Genomic DNA, 16,866 nt, shown 5'->3' on the forward strand with positions numbered 1-16,866 from the left:
ACAAGTCGGGATGACAAGATTTGAACTTGCGACCCCTCGCCCCCCAGACGAGTGCGCTACCAGGCTGCGCTACATCCCGTTGTTATTGCGTGTGCAAAAGTATATAAACAACACTATACTTCAAAATTATTTCTGAAAATTGATCGGTTTTTATTTTTACCTTCATTCCCCAAACGGGCATGATAGTTAAACTCTATCTGATCTTAATTATTATTGATGAAGCCCTTGTTGGATATGTTCGTATGATCCGTAATTTTGTCAAAGAAAAAAACTAAAAACTCAAGTCATGTTTAAATCATTAAATCTTAATAAAAACGAAGAAAAAAATATGGATCACTCGGGGAATGCTGAACGGGTAAAATGTTTGATCATTGGTTCAGGTCCTGCCGGATATACGGCTGCCATTTATGCCGCCCGGGCAAACTTAAACCCCGTGATGTATGAAGGCCTTCAACCGGGAGGTCAATTAACCACAACAACCGAAGTTGAAAACTATCCGGGGTATCCCGATGGCGTTACCGGGCCGGTGATGATGGAAGATTTCAAAAAACAAGCTCAGCGCTTTGGCACGGATGTTCGCTTTGGGTTTGCCACGAAGGTTGATTTTTCAAGCGACATCCATAAAGTCTGGATTGATGATAAAAAACTGATCGAAGCCGAAACGGTCATTCTGGCCACGGGCGCAACAGCCAAGTACCTGGGAATCGAAGATGAACAAAAATATGCCGGCGGCGGTGTATCGGCCTGTGCCACCTGTGACGGATTTTTCTACCGGGGCAAAGATGTTGCAGTCGTTGGCGGTGGTGATACGGCTGCCGAAGAAGCCATGTACCTGGCCGGACTTGCCCGGAAAGTTTACCTGATTGTCCGCCGGGACGAATTGCGCGCCTCAAAAGTAATGGCCGACCGGGTGATGAGAACGCCGAACGTTGAAATTCTTTGGAAACACCAAACCAAAGGCTTGTTTGGAAACGGCGTGGTTGAAGGAGCCGTTTTATGGAAAAATAAAGGCGAAGCCGGTGAAGAAGAAGTAAAAATCAAAATTGACGGTTTCTTCCTGGCTATCGGACACAAGCCAAATTCTGATTTTGTCGCCGATTTCCTCGACCGGGATGAAGTAGGTTACATCAAAACGATTCCGGGCACATCAAAAACCAATATTCCCGGTGTATTTGCCTGCGGCGATGTACAGGACCCCATCTACCGCCAGGCCGTTACAGCAGCCGGATCAGGTTGCATGGCTTCCATTGATGCCGAACGATACCTTTCTGAAAAACATTCATAACCATCAATCCCCAATAAGAAAAGCCACCCGAACCGGATGGCTTTCTTTATTTATCATTGAACAGGATCATCTTAAATTGCACCCATTTGCCGGATTTCTGTTCCGCTGTATTCTCCGTTTTCAAGCTTTTCGCGGACAGCTTTGAATGCCTGGATCGTGTATGTGACATCTTCCAGCGTATGCGTTGCTGTCGGAATCAGGCGAAGAATGATTTCACCCTTCGGGATAACCGGGTAAACAACAACCGAGCAGAATACATTATAATTTTCACGCAGATCAACGACCACGTTTGTCGCCTCAACCACGCCGCCTTTCATATAAACCGGCGTTACCGGCGAGTTGGTGCGGCCAAGGTCAAATCCGGCTTCTTTTAACCCGCTTTGAAGGGCATCAACAATGGTCCAAAGCTGTTCGCGCAACTCAGCCTTCGTTCTTAAAAGCTCGAGCCGTTTCAACGACCCCATAACCATCGGCATCGGCAGCGATTTCGCAAAGGTTTGTGAACGCATATTGTAGCGCAGGTAGAAACAAATGTCGGTATCGCAGGCAACAAATGCGCCAATTCCGGCCATCGATTTCGCGAAGGTGCAGAACAACACGTCTACTTCATCCTGCACGCCAAAATGTTCGGGAGTTCCGGCGCCGGTAGGCCCCATGGTGCCAAAACCATGAGCATCGTCAACCAACAGACGGAATTTAAAGTCTTTTTTCAACGCAACAATTTCGTCCAGTTTACCCAGGTCGCCCGACATGCCGAACACACCCTCGGTGATCACCAGGATACCGCCGCCCTGCTTTTCAGCCAGCTTGGTTGCACGTTCGAGTTGCTTTCTCAGGCTTTCCATGTCGTTATGAGCATAAACAAAACGCTTACCCATGTGCAAACGAACACCATCGAGAATACAGGCATGAGCTTCGCTGTCGTACACCACTACATCGTTCCGGCCGCAAAGCGAATCAATAATGGAGACCATTCCCTGGTAGCCAAAATTTAACAGGAATGCGTCGGGTTTCTGAACAAAGGCCGCCAGTTCGCGTTCCAGTTGTTCATGATAGTCAGTCTGACCCGACATCATTCGGGCTCCCATCGGGTAAGCAAGCCCCCAATCAGCAGCAGCTTTTGCATCAGCCTCGCGCACCTCCGGGTGATTGGCCAAACCGATGTAATTGTTTAAACTCCAGGTAAGAACCGGCTTACCTCTGAATTTCATATGGGCACCAATTTCGCCTTCCAGCTTTGGAAAAGCAAAATAGCCGTGCGCCTGCTTCATATACTGACCGATATTTCCTTTATTGGATCGAAATTTTTCAAAAATATCCACGTCTTTTTACTTTAAGATTAAACTGTGCAAATGTAATTTATTTTAGGAAGTCTGCAAATTTGTTAAATTATATTAAACCAGTTAGTAAAACCACTTTTCTTGTTTATTTTGTCCTGAGATTTTAATAAAAATGTATCTTTGCGCCATGATAAGAAAAATATCTAAAATTGGAATCTTTTCACTGCTGGTTTTGCTGTTTTCAACCGCTTGCAGTGATTTCAATAAAATAACCAAGAGTACCGACTACGAATTCAAATACAAAAAAGCCATTGAGTATTATGAAGCGGAAGAGTTTGTACGCTCGTCAACCTTGTTGAAAGAATTGGTCAATATTTACCGTGGGACCAGCCGCGCCGATAAAATCTATTATTATCAGGCAAAAAGTTACTACGGAATGAAAGATTACATGATGGCCGGACATTGGTTCCGTACCCTGATTCGGGAATTTCCGAAAAGCGAATTTGTGGAAGAAGCCCAGTTTATGAACGGTTATTGTTATTATCTGGATTCACCCAAAGCGCGTTTGGACCAGCAGATCAGCCAAAAAGCAATCGATGCCTTACAATTATACATCAACCTCTACCCCTTAAACAACCGGGTTGAGGAAGCGAATCGCTTAATCATTGAACTGCGCGACAAGCTGGTTTTGAAATCATATTTAACCGGAAAACTCTATTACGATCTTGAAAATTACAAGGCAGCGGTAATTGCCTTAACCAATTCGTTGAAAGATTTTCCGGATACCAAATACCGGGAAGAACTCAGTTTTATGCTCCTTCGCGCCAAGTATTACCTGGCCATCAGGAGTATTGAAGACCTTAAAGAACAACGTTTGAGTGAAGCGTTGGATGAATATTTTACCTTTGTTGACGAATACCCGGAGAGCAGTCACCGGAAAGATGCCGACAAATTTTATGAAACAACAGCCAAATTGCTGAATTACAACGAAGATTATAATTAATTGATATATGGATTTTAAAAAGATCAAAGCAGAAAGTACAACTGTTCCAAGAGACTTAGCCGACATGGAAGAGCAAACCGGAAATATTTACGAAACGGTGATGATTCTTGCCAAGCGTTCAAACCAGATTGCTTCGGAAATGAAGGAAGAACTGAGCCAGAAACTGCAGGAATTTGCTTCTTACTCGGATAACCTGGAGGAAGTGTTTGAAAATCGTGAGCAGATCGAAATTTCGAAATATTACGAAAGGTTGCCAAAACCAACCCTGATCGCTTACGAGGAATTCAACAAAAAACAGATCTATCATCGTAATCCTGCCAAAGAAAACCGCAAAGGATTAGTATAACATTGGCCTTGATGAGGCTTAACGGAAAACATATCATTTTGGGTGTGACCGGAAGTATAGCTGCCTACAAGGCAGCTTATCTTTTAAGGTTACTGGTGAAAGAGGGCGCTGAAGTTCAGGTAGTCATGACACCGGCTGCCAAAGAATTTATCACGCCTGTCACCATGAGCGCTTTGTCAAACAGGCCGGTTGCCTCCGAATTTTTCGCGGCCAACGACGGGACCTGGCATTCGCATGTGGATATGGGCCAATGGGCCAACCTTGTGCTGATTGCCCCGGCCACTGCCGCCACACTGGGCAAAATGGCGACCGGCATTGCCGACAACCTGTTGGTAACCACCTACCTGTCGGCCAAGTCGCAGGTGATGATTGCCCCCGCTATGGACCTGGATATGTTTCGTCACCCGGCCAACCTGAAAAATCTGGAAACGCTTCGTTCGTTCGGGAACATGATTCTTGAGCCTGGCGAAGGAGAACTGGCCAGCGGCCTGCACGGCAAGGGCCGGATGCAGGAGCCGGAACAAATCGTTGAAGAAGTCATCCGCTACTTCAACTCAAAAAAAAAACTTCTGAATAAACATTTTCTGGTCACCGCCGGCCCAACCTACGAAAAGATTGACCCGGTGCGCTTTATCGGAAACTATTCATCCGGTAAGATGGGTTTTGCCCTGGCCGAAGAACTGGCTAATCAGGGAGCGAAAGTCAGCCTGGTTAGCGGGCCGGTTTCGATCAGCGCCATTCACCCGAATATTTCGCGGATAAATGTCGAGTCGGCTCTTGACATGAAAGACGCCTGCCTCCGGGTATTCGCCGAAGTTGACGGTGCCATCATGTGTGCTGCCGTGGCCGATTATCGCCCGAAACACCGGGCCAATCAAAAAATAAAACGAACGGAAGCCGAAATGGCGATCGAACTGGAGGCCACCGACGACATTGCCGCCACGCTCGGGAAACTGAAAACCTCAAAGCAACTGCTAATTGGTTTTGCCCTTGAAACACAGGACGAACAAACCAACGCCAGGAGCAAAATGACGAAAAAGAACCTCGACTTCATTGTTCTCAATTCGTTACAGGACCAGGGAGCCGGTTTTGGCGTGGATACCAATAAAATAACCATCCTGTCGAAAAACAATAAAGCTCAGGTTTTTGAGTTAAAAATGAAAGCCGAAGTCGCCCGCGATATTGTGTGTAAAATCGCAGAAGAACTGGAGAATCGTTAAGACTTCCGAATAATTCATTATTTTTACTTCACCGGCAGGACCATCCTATGAAGAAATTAAGTAGCATATTGATTGTTGTTCTGGGCCTTACATCTGGCCTGGTTGCCCAGGAGCTTCGCTGCAATGTCAGCATCTCGGCAACAAAACTGCAAGGCGCTAACCGAAATATTTTCCGGACCATGCAGGCCGACCTGTACGAATTTATGAACAACCGGAAGTGGACCGACCATGTGTACACTATGGATGAGCGGATTGAATGCAACATCTTTATTCAACTCGACGAACAAATCTCATCCGACGAATTTAAAGGAACCATGACCGTTCAGGTGAGAAGACCTGTCTTTAATTCTTCGTACGAAACCACCTTGCTGAATATCAAGGATAAAGATTTTCAGGCGCGTTACGCCCAGTATCAGACGATGGAGTTTAACGAAACATCGAACCGCGACAACCTGACAAACCTGATGGCATTTTATGCCTACATCATCCTGGGCATGGATTACGACTCCTTTTCGCCCGATGGCGGGACCGAATATTTCCAGAAAGCCCAGCAAATTGTCAACAATTCTCAAAACGCCCGCGAGCCGGGATGGAAAGCCTTCGAAAGCGAACGCAACCGGTACTGGCTGGTCGAAAACCTGCTGAACCGCTCGTATGCCCCCTTCCGCCAGTGTACCTACCGTTATCACCGCCTGGGGCTCGACCTGATGAGTGAACGCGTGGAAGAAGGCCGGATGGAAATGGCCGAATCGTTAAAATTAATTCAACGTGTATTTCGTACCCGTCCTTCCCTATACATTCTGCAAGTATTTTTCGACGCGAAATCGGATGAAATGGTCAACGTATTTTCGGGCTCCTATCCCGATGAAAAAAACCGCGTGTTGTCTATTTTAAACGAGGTTGATCCGTCAAACGGGTCCAAATACGAAAAAATCAGGAAGGACAACACCTTTAATTTAGAAAATCAATAAACCGAATTCAACGTGCTGCAATCGTTAAATATCTCCAATTACGCGCTGATTGACGAGCTGAACATTACCTTCGAGCCGGGCTTTAACATTATTACCGGCGAAACCGGCGCCGGGAAATCCATCATACTGGGCGCTCTTGGCCTGATTCTCGGTCAACGGGCCGATTTATCCGTTTTACAGGACAAAGACCGCAAATGCACGGTTGAAGGCACATTCAATATTAAAGATTACCAGCTGGAAGCTTTTTTCAAACAGGAAGAACTCGATTACGACCACCTGACCATTCTTCGTCGCGAAATCACGCCCTCGGGCAAATCGCGCGCATTTATCAACGACACCCCTGTTAATCTAAAGGTATTGCAAGACCTGGCTCTTCAACTAATCGATATTCACTCGCAGCATCAAAACCTGGAACTCGGAAACCGCTCGTTCCAGTTAAAACTGGTTGACCTGGTAGCTGGAAACGGGGCATTGCTGACCGATTACAACCGGCTGTACCAATCGTTGCAAAAACAAGCCACCCTGCTGGCCGGACTGAAAGAAACCGCAGAAAAAGCCAAAGCCGACCTGGATTACTATGAGTTTCAGCTCAAACAGCTCGAAGAAGCCCGTTTAAAGGAAAATGAACAGGAAGAACTGGAAGCCGAACAAAGCACGCTGGAACACGCCGAAGAAATTAAACTCACCTTTGGCCAACTCGCCGCAGAACTCGAAGGCGACGAAGCCGGGATGTTGACCCGTTTGAAAGAACAGATCCACCAGGTTAGCAAACTGGCCAGCCTGCTGCCCGAGGCCAAACAAATGAAAGAACGGCTGGAATCGTGTTACATCGAACTAAAAGACCTGGCCGACGAAAGCGCCACAGTGGCCGAACGCACGGCCCACGACCCCGACCGCATACAGCTGATTGCCGAACGCCTCGACTTGATTTATTCGCTGCAGCAAAAATTCAGGCTGGCCACCGTTGCCGAGTTGCTTGAACTTCAACAGGAACTTGATGACAAGATCAGGCAAATTGCCTCGTATGACGAAGAAATTGAAGAAGCCTCACGAGTATTCGAACGGCTTTTACAACAGGTGAACGAACTGGCCGGAACACTCAGCGAACGACGCCGCTCGGTAAGCGACCAGATGACCGGCACAGTGACCGGCGTACTGCAAAAGCTGGGCATGCCCCATGCCAATTTCAGGCTTCAGTTTGACGACCTGGACGAAGCCGGGCCAAACGGACGGGACGAGGTACGTTTCCTGTTCTCGGCCAATAAAAGCTCCCTGCCGCAGGAAATCTCGAAAATTGCGTCGGGCGGTGAAATATCGCGCGTCATGCTGGCCCTGAAAACCCTGATAACCGACAGCAAGTCGCTGCCTACCATTGTTTTCGACGAGATCGATACAGGCATATCAGGCGAAGTGGCCGTAAAAATGGGAACAATTCTGAAGGACATGGCCACGACCACGCAAATCATCAACATTACTCACCTGCCACAGATTGCCGGTAAAGGACAGCATCATTTCAAAGTATACAAATACGAAGAAGCGAACCGCACCTATACCTCCATCCGACGGCTAACCGACGGCGAACGCGTTGACGAACTGGCCCAGATGCTTGGCGGCGAAAATGCCTCGGAAACAGCCCGCGAAACAGCCCGCGAATTGCTGAATTAATTCCTCCGGAAATAGCGCCATCCGCTCCTAAATCGAATCGAAGAAGGAAGTCATCAGACGGAAATAGCCCTCAAAGCCGGCCAGCGACAGCCCTTCCAAACGGTCGTCAACATCGTGGTACGCCTTGCTCCCTCCGAGGGTATAGATGAAAAAAGCGGGCACGCCTTTCTGGTAAAACGGACAATGGTCGCTGTTACACGACTCGCCGCGGATCTCAACCGCCGGAAGTAGTTTTTGTTCTTCGTTTATAGCGCACAGCCTATCAAATTCTTTCTTAAAAACCGTGCCGTTTACCACCTTAATCCCCTCGTCGCCGGTACCCGCCTGGTCGAAGTTCACCAGAAACTTTACCTTCGCCAGATCAATCAACGGATTTTCAACAAAGGCCTTTGCCCCCAGGATGCCCATTTCTTCGGCGGCAAGGCAAATAAATACCATGTTGTATTTCGGTTTGTTTACCGCATAGTGTTTGGCCATATTGAGCAGCATGGCCACCCCGCTGGCATTGTCGTTGGCCCCCGGAAAATAAACCTGTTTGCCCATCATCCCCAGGTGGTCGTAATGCGCCAGTGCCACGATACACGAATCGGTTGCCGAAGTTCCGCGAATAAAGCCCGCCACATTGGAGGTCTTATAATGATCGATCAGTCGCGCGTCGGCCAAAATATCAACGCGGCTCAGCCGGTTTAAATCGAGTTCTTTTTTCACCGTGACCACCGGAATCAGACTTTGCGAAGTAGAGGCCCGCCAGGTGAGTTTCTCGTCGCTCAGGATCAGAATACCCTTCATCATCTCGGGTGAGCACAGCTTTAACAGGCGTATATTTTCATCGATCTTTTTACCCAATTCAGGGTCTTCATCTTTTTTATTGCGGCTGTCGATTAAAAGAAAGGCGCCCCGGGCGCCGGCAGCAACGGCCCTCATTTGGTCCTCGTTCACGATCTCGGCCCGCGTGGTTTTGACGATCGGATAGCTGCCCTTCACCGAGGGGCTCGACGGTTCGAGCAGAAACTCGCGGGCAATTTGCAGTTCAACGCCGTCTATCTTCACCGATACCCTGTTGGGCAGGGTGTTGGCCGACAGGCTGAACTCCTGGAAATACGAAGTCTCCGAAAGCGGCAACAGGCCATGTTCGCGGTATTGTTCGGCGATGTACCGGGCGCTCAGCCGGTCGCCGTTTCCAACATAGCCGCGTCCTTTAAATTGCGGGGAAGACAGTTTTTCGATCACTTTTTTTGCATAAGCGAGATCCTGCGCCGGGGCGGTTACGCCTGCCAGGATAAAAAAAAGAGCAATACTCAACTTTAACATATTCTTTCTTTTTCAGTTTTATCGGGTGTCGTGTCTGGTAAACAGCGAACCGGCAGAAGGCCGAAGTTCAATTTTTACGACAGGGGCAATCTCTTGTTCTGATTCAAACCGTCAGTTTAAACCCGACACGACTGTGTTATTTGTGCGGCTTAAAAATAAGCATGTTCTTCTGTTTTTCCATATCGCAAACAGAAAACAGGCAGGCAGAACACACTTTTCGCGGCCCGGAGCCCTGTCAATACGCGCTGGATTTCGACTTTTGATAATCCGGGTTTTTAACCGCCTGCTTCAGCCGCGTACCTGCCCTGAAACTGATATCGGCCGATTTGATCAGGCGGAAGCTATCGGTGCGCGGCTTATCCGATGGTTCACTCTTCAGGTTCAGGCTGAACGTGCCCAGACCGCCCAGTTCAACCGTGTGGTTATCGAGCAGCAGCTCGGGTATCAGGTCGATCAGCTCCACCAGCGTACCAACAATGTCGCCCCGGCTCAGCGACGAGCGTTTGACAATCCTGTCAGCCAGCACATCAAGCGTCACTTTTCGCCGTTCGCAGGCCCTGACGTAATATTTGTACTGTCCTCCGCCTTTTACTCCCGGCGTTGCCTGCTTAATCAATCGGTATTTAACAGTCATGGCATCATGATATTTAGGATAATGAATACAGTATTGTTGTAAATTTAATACCTATTATTTAATAATTTAACAGGTATTAAAATAAAATTTAATAGCTATTAAAAAATAATTTGATACGTATTAAATCATCATTGAGTACTGTACAACAAATTCAAATTCCTTTAGAGACGGTTTCGATTCTATTTATTTGTTCCATCGAGGAACAATGCAAATCAAGAGCAGAAGCCTTGCTTCGGTATGAACCCGATTCGCGTGACTGAATCAAATTTAAACGATCTCCGGATGCAGATCAGGTCAAAGCAAAAATAATCAGCCGGTTAAGAATCATTACATAAAATTTTGTAGTTTAGGCTACAGAAAGAAAAGGACCCGCGTACGCGTCTCCGAAAATATATTCCGACTGGAATGATTCGGACAGCTCGCGGGTTTTCACCTCAACCCGGACGGGAGAGATTGATTTCGCGATTGCGTTGGAACACTACCAGGACAGCAACCGGTCTAACGCCTCCTTCATTGAAGTGTTTGAGAACGGCGTCACTCAACCGAGCTGGATGAAAGAAGTTGCAGCCACCAAAACCACGATAACAGAGAAGAGGCTGCCTGAAAAGTAAGCATCAACGCCGGGTTGATCTGTCAGTACTTTTCAGACAGCCGCCGGGAGTCCCGGTTGGCTTTTACAAACGGTTTTCTAAAATCAGTTTAATTTCGGCAGGACCAATATCGCCCTTCTCCCCGATCCTGAAGCCGCGCCTGGCAAAACGGGCCGAGATCTTTTCGATGGTTTCGGCCGAAACCCCGTATTCGGGAAGCCGTGTTTGAATGCCCACCGATTCAAAAAACTCCACTGTTTTCTGAATGGTCCGGTCGATGCGTTCGTCGACGGTTCCTGCAGTAATTCCCCAGACCCGCGCGCCGTACTGAAGAATTTTTGCTTCTTTTTCTTTCCGGCGGATATGCAGTATCCCGGGAAATACGATGGCCAGGGTTTGGGCATGGTCGATGCCGTGATAGGCCGTCAGTTCGTGACCAATCATATGCGTGGCCCAATCCTGCGGAACACCAACGGCAATCAGCCCGTTCAGGGCCATCGTGGCACTCCACATGAAGTTGGCTGCCGCTTCGTAATCATTCCGGTCGGCCAATACTTTCGGGCCTTCTTCGATTAAGGTGATCAGGATGCTTTCGGAAAAGCGGTCCTGGATCGGCGAATTCACGGGGAAGGTCAGGTACTGTTCCATCACGTGAATGAAGGCGTCGACCACGCCGTTGGCCACCTGTTTGGCAGGCAGCGAGAAGATCACCTCCGGATCGAGCGCCGAGAACTGCGGCATCACGGCAGCCGAGCCGAAACTCAGCTTCTCCTGCGTTTCGATTTTCGATACCACCGCGTTTCCGTTCATCTCCGATCCGGTGGCGGGTAAAGTAAGCACCGCACCAATGGGCAGCGCTTTGGTTACGGGGCAACTACTGCTTTTCGCCAGGATATCCCAGGGGTCGTCGCCATCGAACAACACGGCAGCCGCGATAAATTTGGTTCCGTCCAGCACCGATCCGCCCCCGACCGACAGCAGATAATCTACTTTTTCTTCTTTGCAAACAGCCACGGCTTTCATCAGGGTTTCAAACTTCGGGTTCGGCTCAATGCCCCCGAATTCAATCAGATCAAAGCCTTTTGTTGCAGCCTTTACCTGCTCGTAAACGCCGTTTTTAAAGATGCTCCCGCCGCCGTATGTCAGCATGATTTTAGCATTGGCAGGCAGTTCGCGCCCGATTTCGCCAATTTGTCCTTTTCCGAACAAAATTTTTACAGGATTCTGAAATGTGAAATTGTACATATGGTTTTTTTTCGGTCAAATGTAAGTACTCATGCAAAATTACAAAATGAAAGCCAACCGCTGTGTTAATAAGTTTAAAGGTTTAATTTTGCCTGAAAGACAAAGGACATGGAATTTCCCGATAAAGAAAGTTTACGCGGCCGTTTTGAGAACTATACCAACGATCAGTTACTCGAAATCCTGAAACATCCGAAAGACTACCAGGAAGCGGCCATTGAAGCAGCTACCGAACTGGCCCTGGAACGGGGCCTGATTAACAGCCGGTTCGATCTGACAGGATCTGAATTTCGTCCGGCAGAAATATCCGGAACAAAGTTTTTCCCGGTTTTAAACACCCCCGAACAAAACCGGAACCTGAGATCAAGCCTGATCCGGATTCTGGCGCTGGTCACCATCTTCCCGGCCATGTATGCCATCTTGAGTTTTGCCGAAGGAAACTTCAATAAGGTCATCCTGTCCGGCGCCTTTGCCCTGGTTTGGGGAAGCGCGGTTTACCTGGTCAGTACGACAAAAAATTCCGCCCTCACCTATTTCCTGCTTTTCCTGTTTTATGCCGGCGTCGCTTTTACGCTTTATTCCAACAACGGTTCCTTCAGTCAACCGTCCATCGCCGACCTGATCATCCGCCTGTTGGCCTTTCTGTTAATCACCTATGTGATCCTTTACCTGAGGGTTTTGTTGCGTGGTTTAAAAGAATAAGAGCCGAAAAATCGGCCTGTAAGCCGTTTACCTGTCAAAACCGGTCATTGGTCGAATATCCGCTTGAATTGAAATCCGGCCGGCGTAGCTTTGCTTCGGTGTCTGAAAAGAAAAGAAGTTTTAACCATGATGCGAAAAATTCGTTTGAGTTTAGTCCTGTTAACGGTTACCGTTTTTTTTACCGCCTGTTACACCGGCGCTAAAAACCGGGAAGAACAAACTGTTAAAATATTTGAAACCGGAGATTTTTATAAACTCAGGCTCGAAGGCAGCTTTCGGGTTATTCTGGAACAATCGGACAAAACCGGCTTACGCATTAAAACTTACGATGAGACACTTGAGAACATCACCGTATCGGAAGACAGCCATTCGGGAGAATTAAAAATAAGCCGCGATGGGTTCGACATGAACCGGGTTACCCTCTACGTCAGTTTTACCCGGCTCGAAGAAATCCGTTCAATCGGAGGCTTACGGCTGGAAACCATAGGTTATCTTGATTTGGCCGATTTCCGGGTTCATACTGAAGGCGGGGCCGTACTGAAAATGGAGGTAAAAGCCGATCAGCTCGCCGTTACCGGCGAAGGAGCTGTCTGTCTTAAGCTGAAAGGCGTAGTCAAAACAATGGAAGTCCATATTTCCGGCGCCGGTTTTGTCAATACCGACGAACTGCATGCCGAATATGTAAACGTGAAGGTTGAAGGGATGACCTTAGCCTCCGTCCATGCGACAGATTCGTTAAAGGCATCGATCGAAGGAATGGGAAAAATCAAATACAAGGATGATCCGAAAGTCGATAAAAATATAGAAGGAATTGGAAAGATTACAAAAGATTAATTGGTTCGTTTTAATTTAGTTTAGTTAGTTTATTCGTTAGAGAGAGGTTGGTATGCAGCCTCTCTCTTTCTGTTTTGAAAGCAAAATCAACGGGTAATCCACTTATTTATTTTTAGGATTTTAAATCATTATTACTATTTTTGAAGATCAACCTTGAAATCTGATAAAATTTTATCAAATCGTTTAATAAAACTGAATAAAAAAGAACTATTATGAAGCGTATTTTATTTGTAATTGTATTCTTATCGGGAGCATATTTAGGGTTCGCGCAGGATGCAGCAGAATTGATTAATAATGCCAACGAGGCATTGAAAGAGAAAGATTATGCAAAAGCCTTTGAATTGTATGAGAATGCGATGAAAAATTTGGGTGATGTGCAAGTTGACGATGCGATTAACTTTAATATCGGGTTTGCAGCGTTACAAGCCGACAAATTTGATGCCGCCATTAAGTATTTCGACAAGGCCATTGCGGCCGGAGCCAATGTAGCCAGCGCACACGAATACAAAGGAAATGCTTATGCCAAGCTCGACAAAACAGCCGAAGCAATTGCGGCGTACAAAGCCGCCATTGACGCAGGAGGCGAAGCAGGCAGCCTGAACTACAACTCGGGAATTGTGGCTTACAAAGGTGAACTGTTTGAGCAGGCTGCCGAGCTTTTCGGCCAAGCCTATGCCGCCGGTTACAATGGCGAGAATGCCATCTTTTACAAAGCAGCTTCGTTGAAAAAACTGGATAAGGACGAAGAGTACAAACAGGCATTGGAAGAAGGCGCGACAAAATTCCCGGGAAACAAAAAAATCACATCGGCCCTGGCTAATGTCTACGTGTCAGAAGGAAATGCCCTTTACAAAGACGGTGTTGCCATTCTGAACGCGGCCAACGCAAAAGTAAATGCGGGAACTATTACCACCAATGATGATGAATACACGGCTGCCGTTGAAAAATCGAAAGTCGAGTTTAAAGCCGCTTTGGGAGTACTGGAAAAAGCAAAAGCATTGGATACATCAAATGCGAACGCCAACAAACTGATTGAAGCCTGCAAAGCGGTGCTTTAACAGGGACTCCGTACCAACAAACAAGGGTGTCTTTTCTGAAAAGACGCCCTTATTTGTTTTATGCGCGACCGACAAGCGGAACCGTTTCTGCCTTATTTTACTTCGAAGTCGAACATTTTTTTGTCTTCCAGGAAACCTTCGAGGCGGTCGCCAACGACGACGGGGCCAACTCCTGCCGGTGTTCCGGTGTAAATCAGATCGCCGATCTTCAGGGTAAAGTATTTCGACACCTGACTGATCAACTCGTCAATCGGGAAAAGCATGTAGGCCGAATCGCCGGTCTGAACCAGTTCTCCGTTTTTTTTCAAACTGAATTTGATGGAGTTTAAATCGGGCAAATCGGTTTTTGCAACAAATTCGTTACTGATCGCCGCCGAACGGTCGAAGGCTTTGGCCTTTTCCCAGGGCAGTCCTTTATCTTTGAGCTGATTCTGCAAATCGCGGGCAGTAAAATCGATTCCCAGGCCAATCTCGTCGTAGTAACGATCGGCAAAACGGGGCTCGATATTTTTTCCCAGGCGGTTGATCCGCACAATCAATTCACACTCGTAGTGCACATCCCGGCTGAAATCAGGAATATAAAACGGATCGTTGTTGCGCAGCAAAGCCGAGTCGGGCTTCATGAAAATAACCGGTTCCGAAGGGATCTCATTTTGCAGTTCCCGGACATGTTCACTGTAATTGCGTCCAATACAAATAATCTTCATACAATTGAGTTATAAGTAGCGAGTAGTGAGTGTTTTTGACTTTCTGCTCGCGACCGGCTACCCGGACTTCTTTATTCCTTCATTCGCAGCTTAATGGCCGTGAGGACCTTTTTGGTGTAAAGCGGAAACTCACTGGTCATCATCCAGCCAAAATAGCCGGGTTGTTCGCGCAAGACCTGTTCTACAGGTATTCCTTTGTTCTTTCCAAAGTTAAACACTTCAACACCCTTGTCGTTGTATACAATACGGCCGACAAAGTCGACATTCCGGTCGTACGACGAAAACTCGCTCAGGGCCACAATGTCATTCTGAATCGGCTTACTGACCTTGCCGTTGTTATCCTCGAATTCAGCTTCCCGGTAAAGATCAAGCTGGGCTTTCAGGACATCGTAAGTTGCTTTGGTGTCGGCCATGGCGCCGTGGGCGCCTTCCAGTTCCCATTGGCAATAGAATTTGTAAGCGGCCGCCAGGGTCCGCTTTTCCATCTTATGAAAAATGGCCTGCACATCAATAAACTTCCGTTTTTTAAAATCGATGTCGACATCGACACGCAGAAACTCTTCGGCCAGTAAAGGAATATCAAAACGGTTTGAGTTGAAGCCGGCCAGGTCGCAGCCTTCCATAAACCGGGCCAACGATTTGGCCACCTCCTTAAAGGTAGGCGCATCTTTCACATCGTCATCGTAAATCCCGTGAATCTTGCTGGCAGAAGCAGGAATCGGCATCTCCGGGTTAATCCGGAACTCCCGGCTTTCTTCCGATCCGTCGATCTGTATTTTCAACAAGGCAATTTCAACAATCCGGTCGGTGACCACATTAATCCCCGTGGTTTCAAGATCCAAAAAGATCAGTGGGTTTTTTAAATTCAGTTTCATCTGTTTTATTAAGCATTGATCATCATCGGCATCAGCAACATCAGCACATCTTCTTCGTCGAAGCTTTTCTCGGCCGGCAACAATAAGCCGGCGCGGGTCGGATCAGACAGCTCGACACGCACTTCGGACGATGACAGATTTTGCAAAATCTCGAGCAGGAATGTTGATTTGAACCCAATTTCAATTTCATCCCCCTCATACTGACACTTCAGCCTTTCAACCGCAGAAATGGAGAAATCGACATCCTGGGCTGAAACAACAAGCTGGTTATCATCAATATGAAATTTAATCAGGTTGCTTGCCTGGTTGGCAAATACCGACACCCGTTTAATCGTATTGTAAAACTCAAGGCGGTCTACCAACAGTTTATTGGGGTTATTGGTCGGGATTACCGAGTTGTAACTGGGGTAATTCCCTTCCACCAAACGGCAAATCACTTTATAATTGCTCAGGGTGAAGAAGGCATTTTTTTCGTCGAACTGCAACTTTACATCAAATTCTTCCCGGGACAGGAGGTTTTTCAGCAAGGCAGCCGGTTTTTTAGGCAGGATAAAGGATGACTCAACTTCCGCTTTGGCATCGCCGCGCCGGTAACGAACCAGCTTATGGGCATCAGAGGCCACAAAGGTCAGGTCATTTTGTCCCAGCTCGACCAATATGCCATTCATGACCGGACGAAGTTCATCATCGGCCGTAGCAAACAAGGTGCGTGAAATACCGCTTTGCAGTACATCATGATTCATCTGGATGGTTGAAGCCAATTCCTCACGCAAAACAGGCAGTTGAGGGAAATCATCGCCATTTTGCCCAACGATGCTAAACTTACCGTTTTCAGAATAAATATCAATGCCATAGGTATCCGCATCGATTTTAAACGTCAGCGGTTGCTCCGGAAACTCTTTCAGTGTGTCATTCAACAACTTTGCCGGAACAGCAATATCCCCCTGGCCTTCGGTGTTATCCAGCGTCAGGCTGGTAATCAGCGTTGACTCTAAATCAGAAGCGGTAACCGTTAGCCGGTTATCTTCCAGCTGAAATAAATAATTATCCAGGATGGGTAATGTATTTTTCGAACTAATCACCTTACTGATTGCATTCAGATGACTGAGCAATTCGGTACTGGAAACAACAAATTTCATTGAT

At 47.3% G+C, this 16,866-nt stretch carries 16 protein-coding genes and 1 tRNA gene; 9 read left to right on the forward strand and 8 right to left on the reverse strand.

The window, feature by feature from the left end; translation table 11 throughout:
* Positions 1-5 precede the first annotated feature (5 nt).
* Positions 6-79 (reverse strand) — tRNA-Pro (locus AC6H3C_RS19335).
* 249 nt (positions 80-328) lie between these two features.
* Between AC6H3C_RS19335 and trxB the strand changes: the two genes are divergently transcribed.
* Positions 329-1,285 (forward strand): thioredoxin-disulfide reductase, encoded by a 957-nt coding sequence (trxB, locus tag AC6H3C_RS19340; protein ID WP_497521283.1) that lies wholly within the window; start codon positions 329-331, stop codon positions 1,283-1,285.
* Between the two features lie 71 nt (positions 1,286-1,356).
* Here trxB and AC6H3C_RS19345 read toward each other — a convergent pair whose 3' ends face one another.
* Positions 1,357-2,607 (reverse strand): aminotransferase class I/II-fold pyridoxal phosphate-dependent enzyme, encoded by a 1,251-nt coding sequence (locus AC6H3C_RS19345; protein WP_497517160.1) that lies wholly within the window; start codon positions 2,605-2,607, stop codon positions 1,357-1,359.
* Between the two features lie 145 nt (positions 2,608-2,752).
* On the opposite strand from AC6H3C_RS19345, the gene AC6H3C_RS19350 reads away from it, so the two are divergent.
* Genes AC6H3C_RS19350 through recN form a run of 5 tightly spaced genes read left to right on the forward strand, consistent with a single transcriptional unit; the run spans position 2,753 to position 7,770 of the window.
* Entirely contained in the window at positions 2,753-3,568 is an 816-nt protein-coding gene (locus AC6H3C_RS19350; RefSeq protein WP_497517161.1) for an outer membrane protein assembly factor BamD, read from the forward strand.
* Between the two features lie 7 nt (positions 3,569-3,575).
* Positions 3,576-3,914, forward strand: a complete 339-nt coding sequence (locus AC6H3C_RS19355; protein WP_497517162.1) for a DNA-directed RNA polymerase subunit omega — start codon at positions 3,576-3,578, stop codon at positions 3,912-3,914.
* A gap of 11 nt (positions 3,915-3,925) precedes the next feature.
* Entirely contained in the window at positions 3,926-5,134 is a 1,209-nt protein-coding gene (coaBC, locus tag AC6H3C_RS19360; protein ID WP_497517163.1) for a bifunctional phosphopantothenoylcysteine decarboxylase/phosphopantothenate--cysteine ligase CoaBC, read from the forward strand.
* 47 nt (positions 5,135-5,181) lie between these two features.
* The gene (gene porD, locus AC6H3C_RS19365) at positions 5,182-6,105 is read left to right on the forward strand and encodes a type IX secretion system protein PorD (protein ID WP_497517164.1); all 924 of its coding nucleotides are present in this window, start codon (positions 5,182-5,184) and stop codon (positions 6,103-6,105) included.
* Between the two features lie 12 nt (positions 6,106-6,117).
* Positions 6,118-7,770 carry a DNA repair protein RecN gene (recN, locus tag AC6H3C_RS19370; protein ID WP_497517165.1) on the forward strand — a complete coding sequence of 551 codons (1,653 nt, stop codon included), beginning with the start codon at positions 6,118-6,120 and terminating at the stop codon, positions 7,768-7,770.
* 27 nt (positions 7,771-7,797) lie between these two features.
* Here recN and AC6H3C_RS19375 read toward each other — a convergent pair whose 3' ends face one another.
* The 3 genes from AC6H3C_RS19375 to AC6H3C_RS19385 all read right to left on the reverse strand — a co-directional run bounded on the left by AC6H3C_RS19375 (position 7,798) and on the right by AC6H3C_RS19385 (position 11,550).
* Positions 7,798-9,081: a M28 family metallopeptidase gene (locus tag AC6H3C_RS19375; RefSeq protein WP_497517166.1), complete on the reverse strand. Its 1,284-nt coding sequence runs from the start codon at positions 9,079-9,081 to the stop codon at positions 7,798-7,800.
* Positions 9,082-9,316: 235 nt separating this feature from the next.
* Positions 9,317-9,715 (reverse strand): HU family DNA-binding protein, encoded by a 399-nt coding sequence (locus AC6H3C_RS19380; protein ID WP_497517167.1) that lies wholly within the window; start codon positions 9,713-9,715, stop codon positions 9,317-9,319.
* A 674-nt stretch (positions 9,716-10,389) separates the two neighbouring features.
* On the reverse strand, positions 10,390-11,550 hold the full coding sequence (locus AC6H3C_RS19385) for an iron-containing alcohol dehydrogenase (protein WP_497517168.1): 1,161 nt from the start codon (positions 11,548-11,550) through the stop codon (positions 10,390-10,392).
* Between the two features lie 108 nt (positions 11,551-11,658).
* Here AC6H3C_RS19385 and AC6H3C_RS19390 point away from each other — a divergent pair, with 108 nt between their 5' ends.
* The 3 genes from AC6H3C_RS19390 to AC6H3C_RS19400 all read left to right on the forward strand — a co-directional run bounded on the left by AC6H3C_RS19390 (position 11,659) and on the right by AC6H3C_RS19400 (position 14,141).
* The gene (locus AC6H3C_RS19390; protein ID WP_497517169.1) at positions 11,659-12,249 is read left to right on the forward strand and encodes a hypothetical protein; all 591 of its coding nucleotides are present in this window, start codon (positions 11,659-11,661) and stop codon (positions 12,247-12,249) included.
* Between the two features lie 126 nt (positions 12,250-12,375).
* On the forward strand, positions 12,376-13,083 hold the full coding sequence (locus AC6H3C_RS19395) for a head GIN domain-containing protein (protein ID WP_497517170.1): 708 nt from the start codon (positions 12,376-12,378) through the stop codon (positions 13,081-13,083).
* Positions 13,084-13,295: 212 nt separating this feature from the next.
* Positions 13,296-14,141 (forward strand): tetratricopeptide repeat protein, encoded by an 846-nt coding sequence (locus tag AC6H3C_RS19400; RefSeq protein ID WP_497517171.1) that lies wholly within the window; start codon positions 13,296-13,298, stop codon positions 14,139-14,141.
* A 92-nt stretch (positions 14,142-14,233) separates the two neighbouring features.
* Here the strand turns inward: AC6H3C_RS19400 and AC6H3C_RS19405 are convergent, their stop codons facing one another.
* The 3 genes from AC6H3C_RS19405 to dnaN form a co-directional block, all read right to left on the reverse strand.
* Entirely contained in the window at positions 14,234-14,848 is a 615-nt protein-coding gene (locus AC6H3C_RS19405) for a fumarylacetoacetate hydrolase family protein (RefSeq protein ID WP_497517172.1), read from the reverse strand.
* Between the two features lie 71 nt (positions 14,849-14,919).
* The gene (locus tag AC6H3C_RS19410; protein ID WP_497517173.1) at positions 14,920-15,723 is read right to left on the reverse strand and encodes a 3'-5' exonuclease; all 804 of its coding nucleotides are present in this window, start codon (positions 15,721-15,723) and stop codon (positions 14,920-14,922) included.
* A gap of 8 nt (positions 15,724-15,731) precedes the next feature.
* Complete coding sequence (gene dnaN, locus AC6H3C_RS19415) at positions 15,732-16,862, reverse strand: DNA polymerase III subunit beta (RefSeq protein WP_497517174.1); 1,131 nt, start codon at positions 16,860-16,862, stop codon at positions 15,732-15,734.
* Between the last annotated feature and the right edge of the window lie 4 nt (positions 16,863-16,866).

Source organism: Gaoshiqia sp. US2, from assembly GCF_059705485.1.

Bases quoted from the DNA above. Each gene is read 5' to 3' on its own strand.
- dnaN (WP_497517174.1), bottom strand. From the start codon at position 16,862: ATGAAATTTGTTGTTTCCAGTACCGAATTGCTCAGTCATCTGAATGCA.
- AC6H3C_RS19385 (WP_497517168.1), bottom strand. From the start codon at position 11,550: ATGTACAATTTCACATTTCAGAATCCTGTAAAAATTTTGTTCGGAAAA.
- AC6H3C_RS19375 (WP_497517166.1), bottom strand. From the start codon at position 9,081: ATGTTAAAGTTGAGTATTGCTCTTTTTTTTATCCTGGCAGGCGTAACC.
- AC6H3C_RS19410 (WP_497517173.1), bottom strand. From the start codon at position 15,723: ATGAAACTGAATTTAAAAAACCCACTGATCTTTTTGGATCTTGAAACC.
- AC6H3C_RS19395 (WP_497517170.1), top strand. From the start codon at position 12,376: ATGATGCGAAAAATTCGTTTGAGTTTAGTCCTGTTAACGGTTACCGTT.
- porD (WP_497517164.1), top strand. From the start codon at position 5,182: ATGAAGAAATTAAGTAGCATATTGATTGTTGTTCTGGGCCTTACATCT.
- AC6H3C_RS19405 (WP_497517172.1), bottom strand. From the start codon at position 14,848: ATGAAGATTATTTGTATTGGACGCAATTACAGTGAACATGTCCGGGAA.
- AC6H3C_RS19350 (WP_497517161.1), top strand. From the start codon at position 2,753: ATGATAAGAAAAATATCTAAAATTGGAATCTTTTCACTGCTGGTTTTG.
- AC6H3C_RS19380 (WP_497517167.1), bottom strand. From the start codon at position 9,715: ATGACTGTTAAATACCGATTGATTAAGCAGGCAACGCCGGGAGTAAAA.
- AC6H3C_RS19390 (WP_497517169.1), top strand. From the start codon at position 11,659: ATGGAATTTCCCGATAAAGAAAGTTTACGCGGCCGTTTTGAGAACTAT.
- AC6H3C_RS19400 (WP_497517171.1), top strand. From the start codon at position 13,296: ATGAAGCGTATTTTATTTGTAATTGTATTCTTATCGGGAGCATATTTA.
- coaBC (WP_497517163.1), top strand. From the start codon at position 3,926: ATGAGGCTTAACGGAAAACATATCATTTTGGGTGTGACCGGAAGTATA.
- trxB (WP_497521283.1), top strand. From the start codon at position 329: ATGGATCACTCGGGGAATGCTGAACGGGTAAAATGTTTGATCATTGGT.
- AC6H3C_RS19355 (WP_497517162.1), top strand. From the start codon at position 3,576: ATGGATTTTAAAAAGATCAAAGCAGAAAGTACAACTGTTCCAAGAGAC.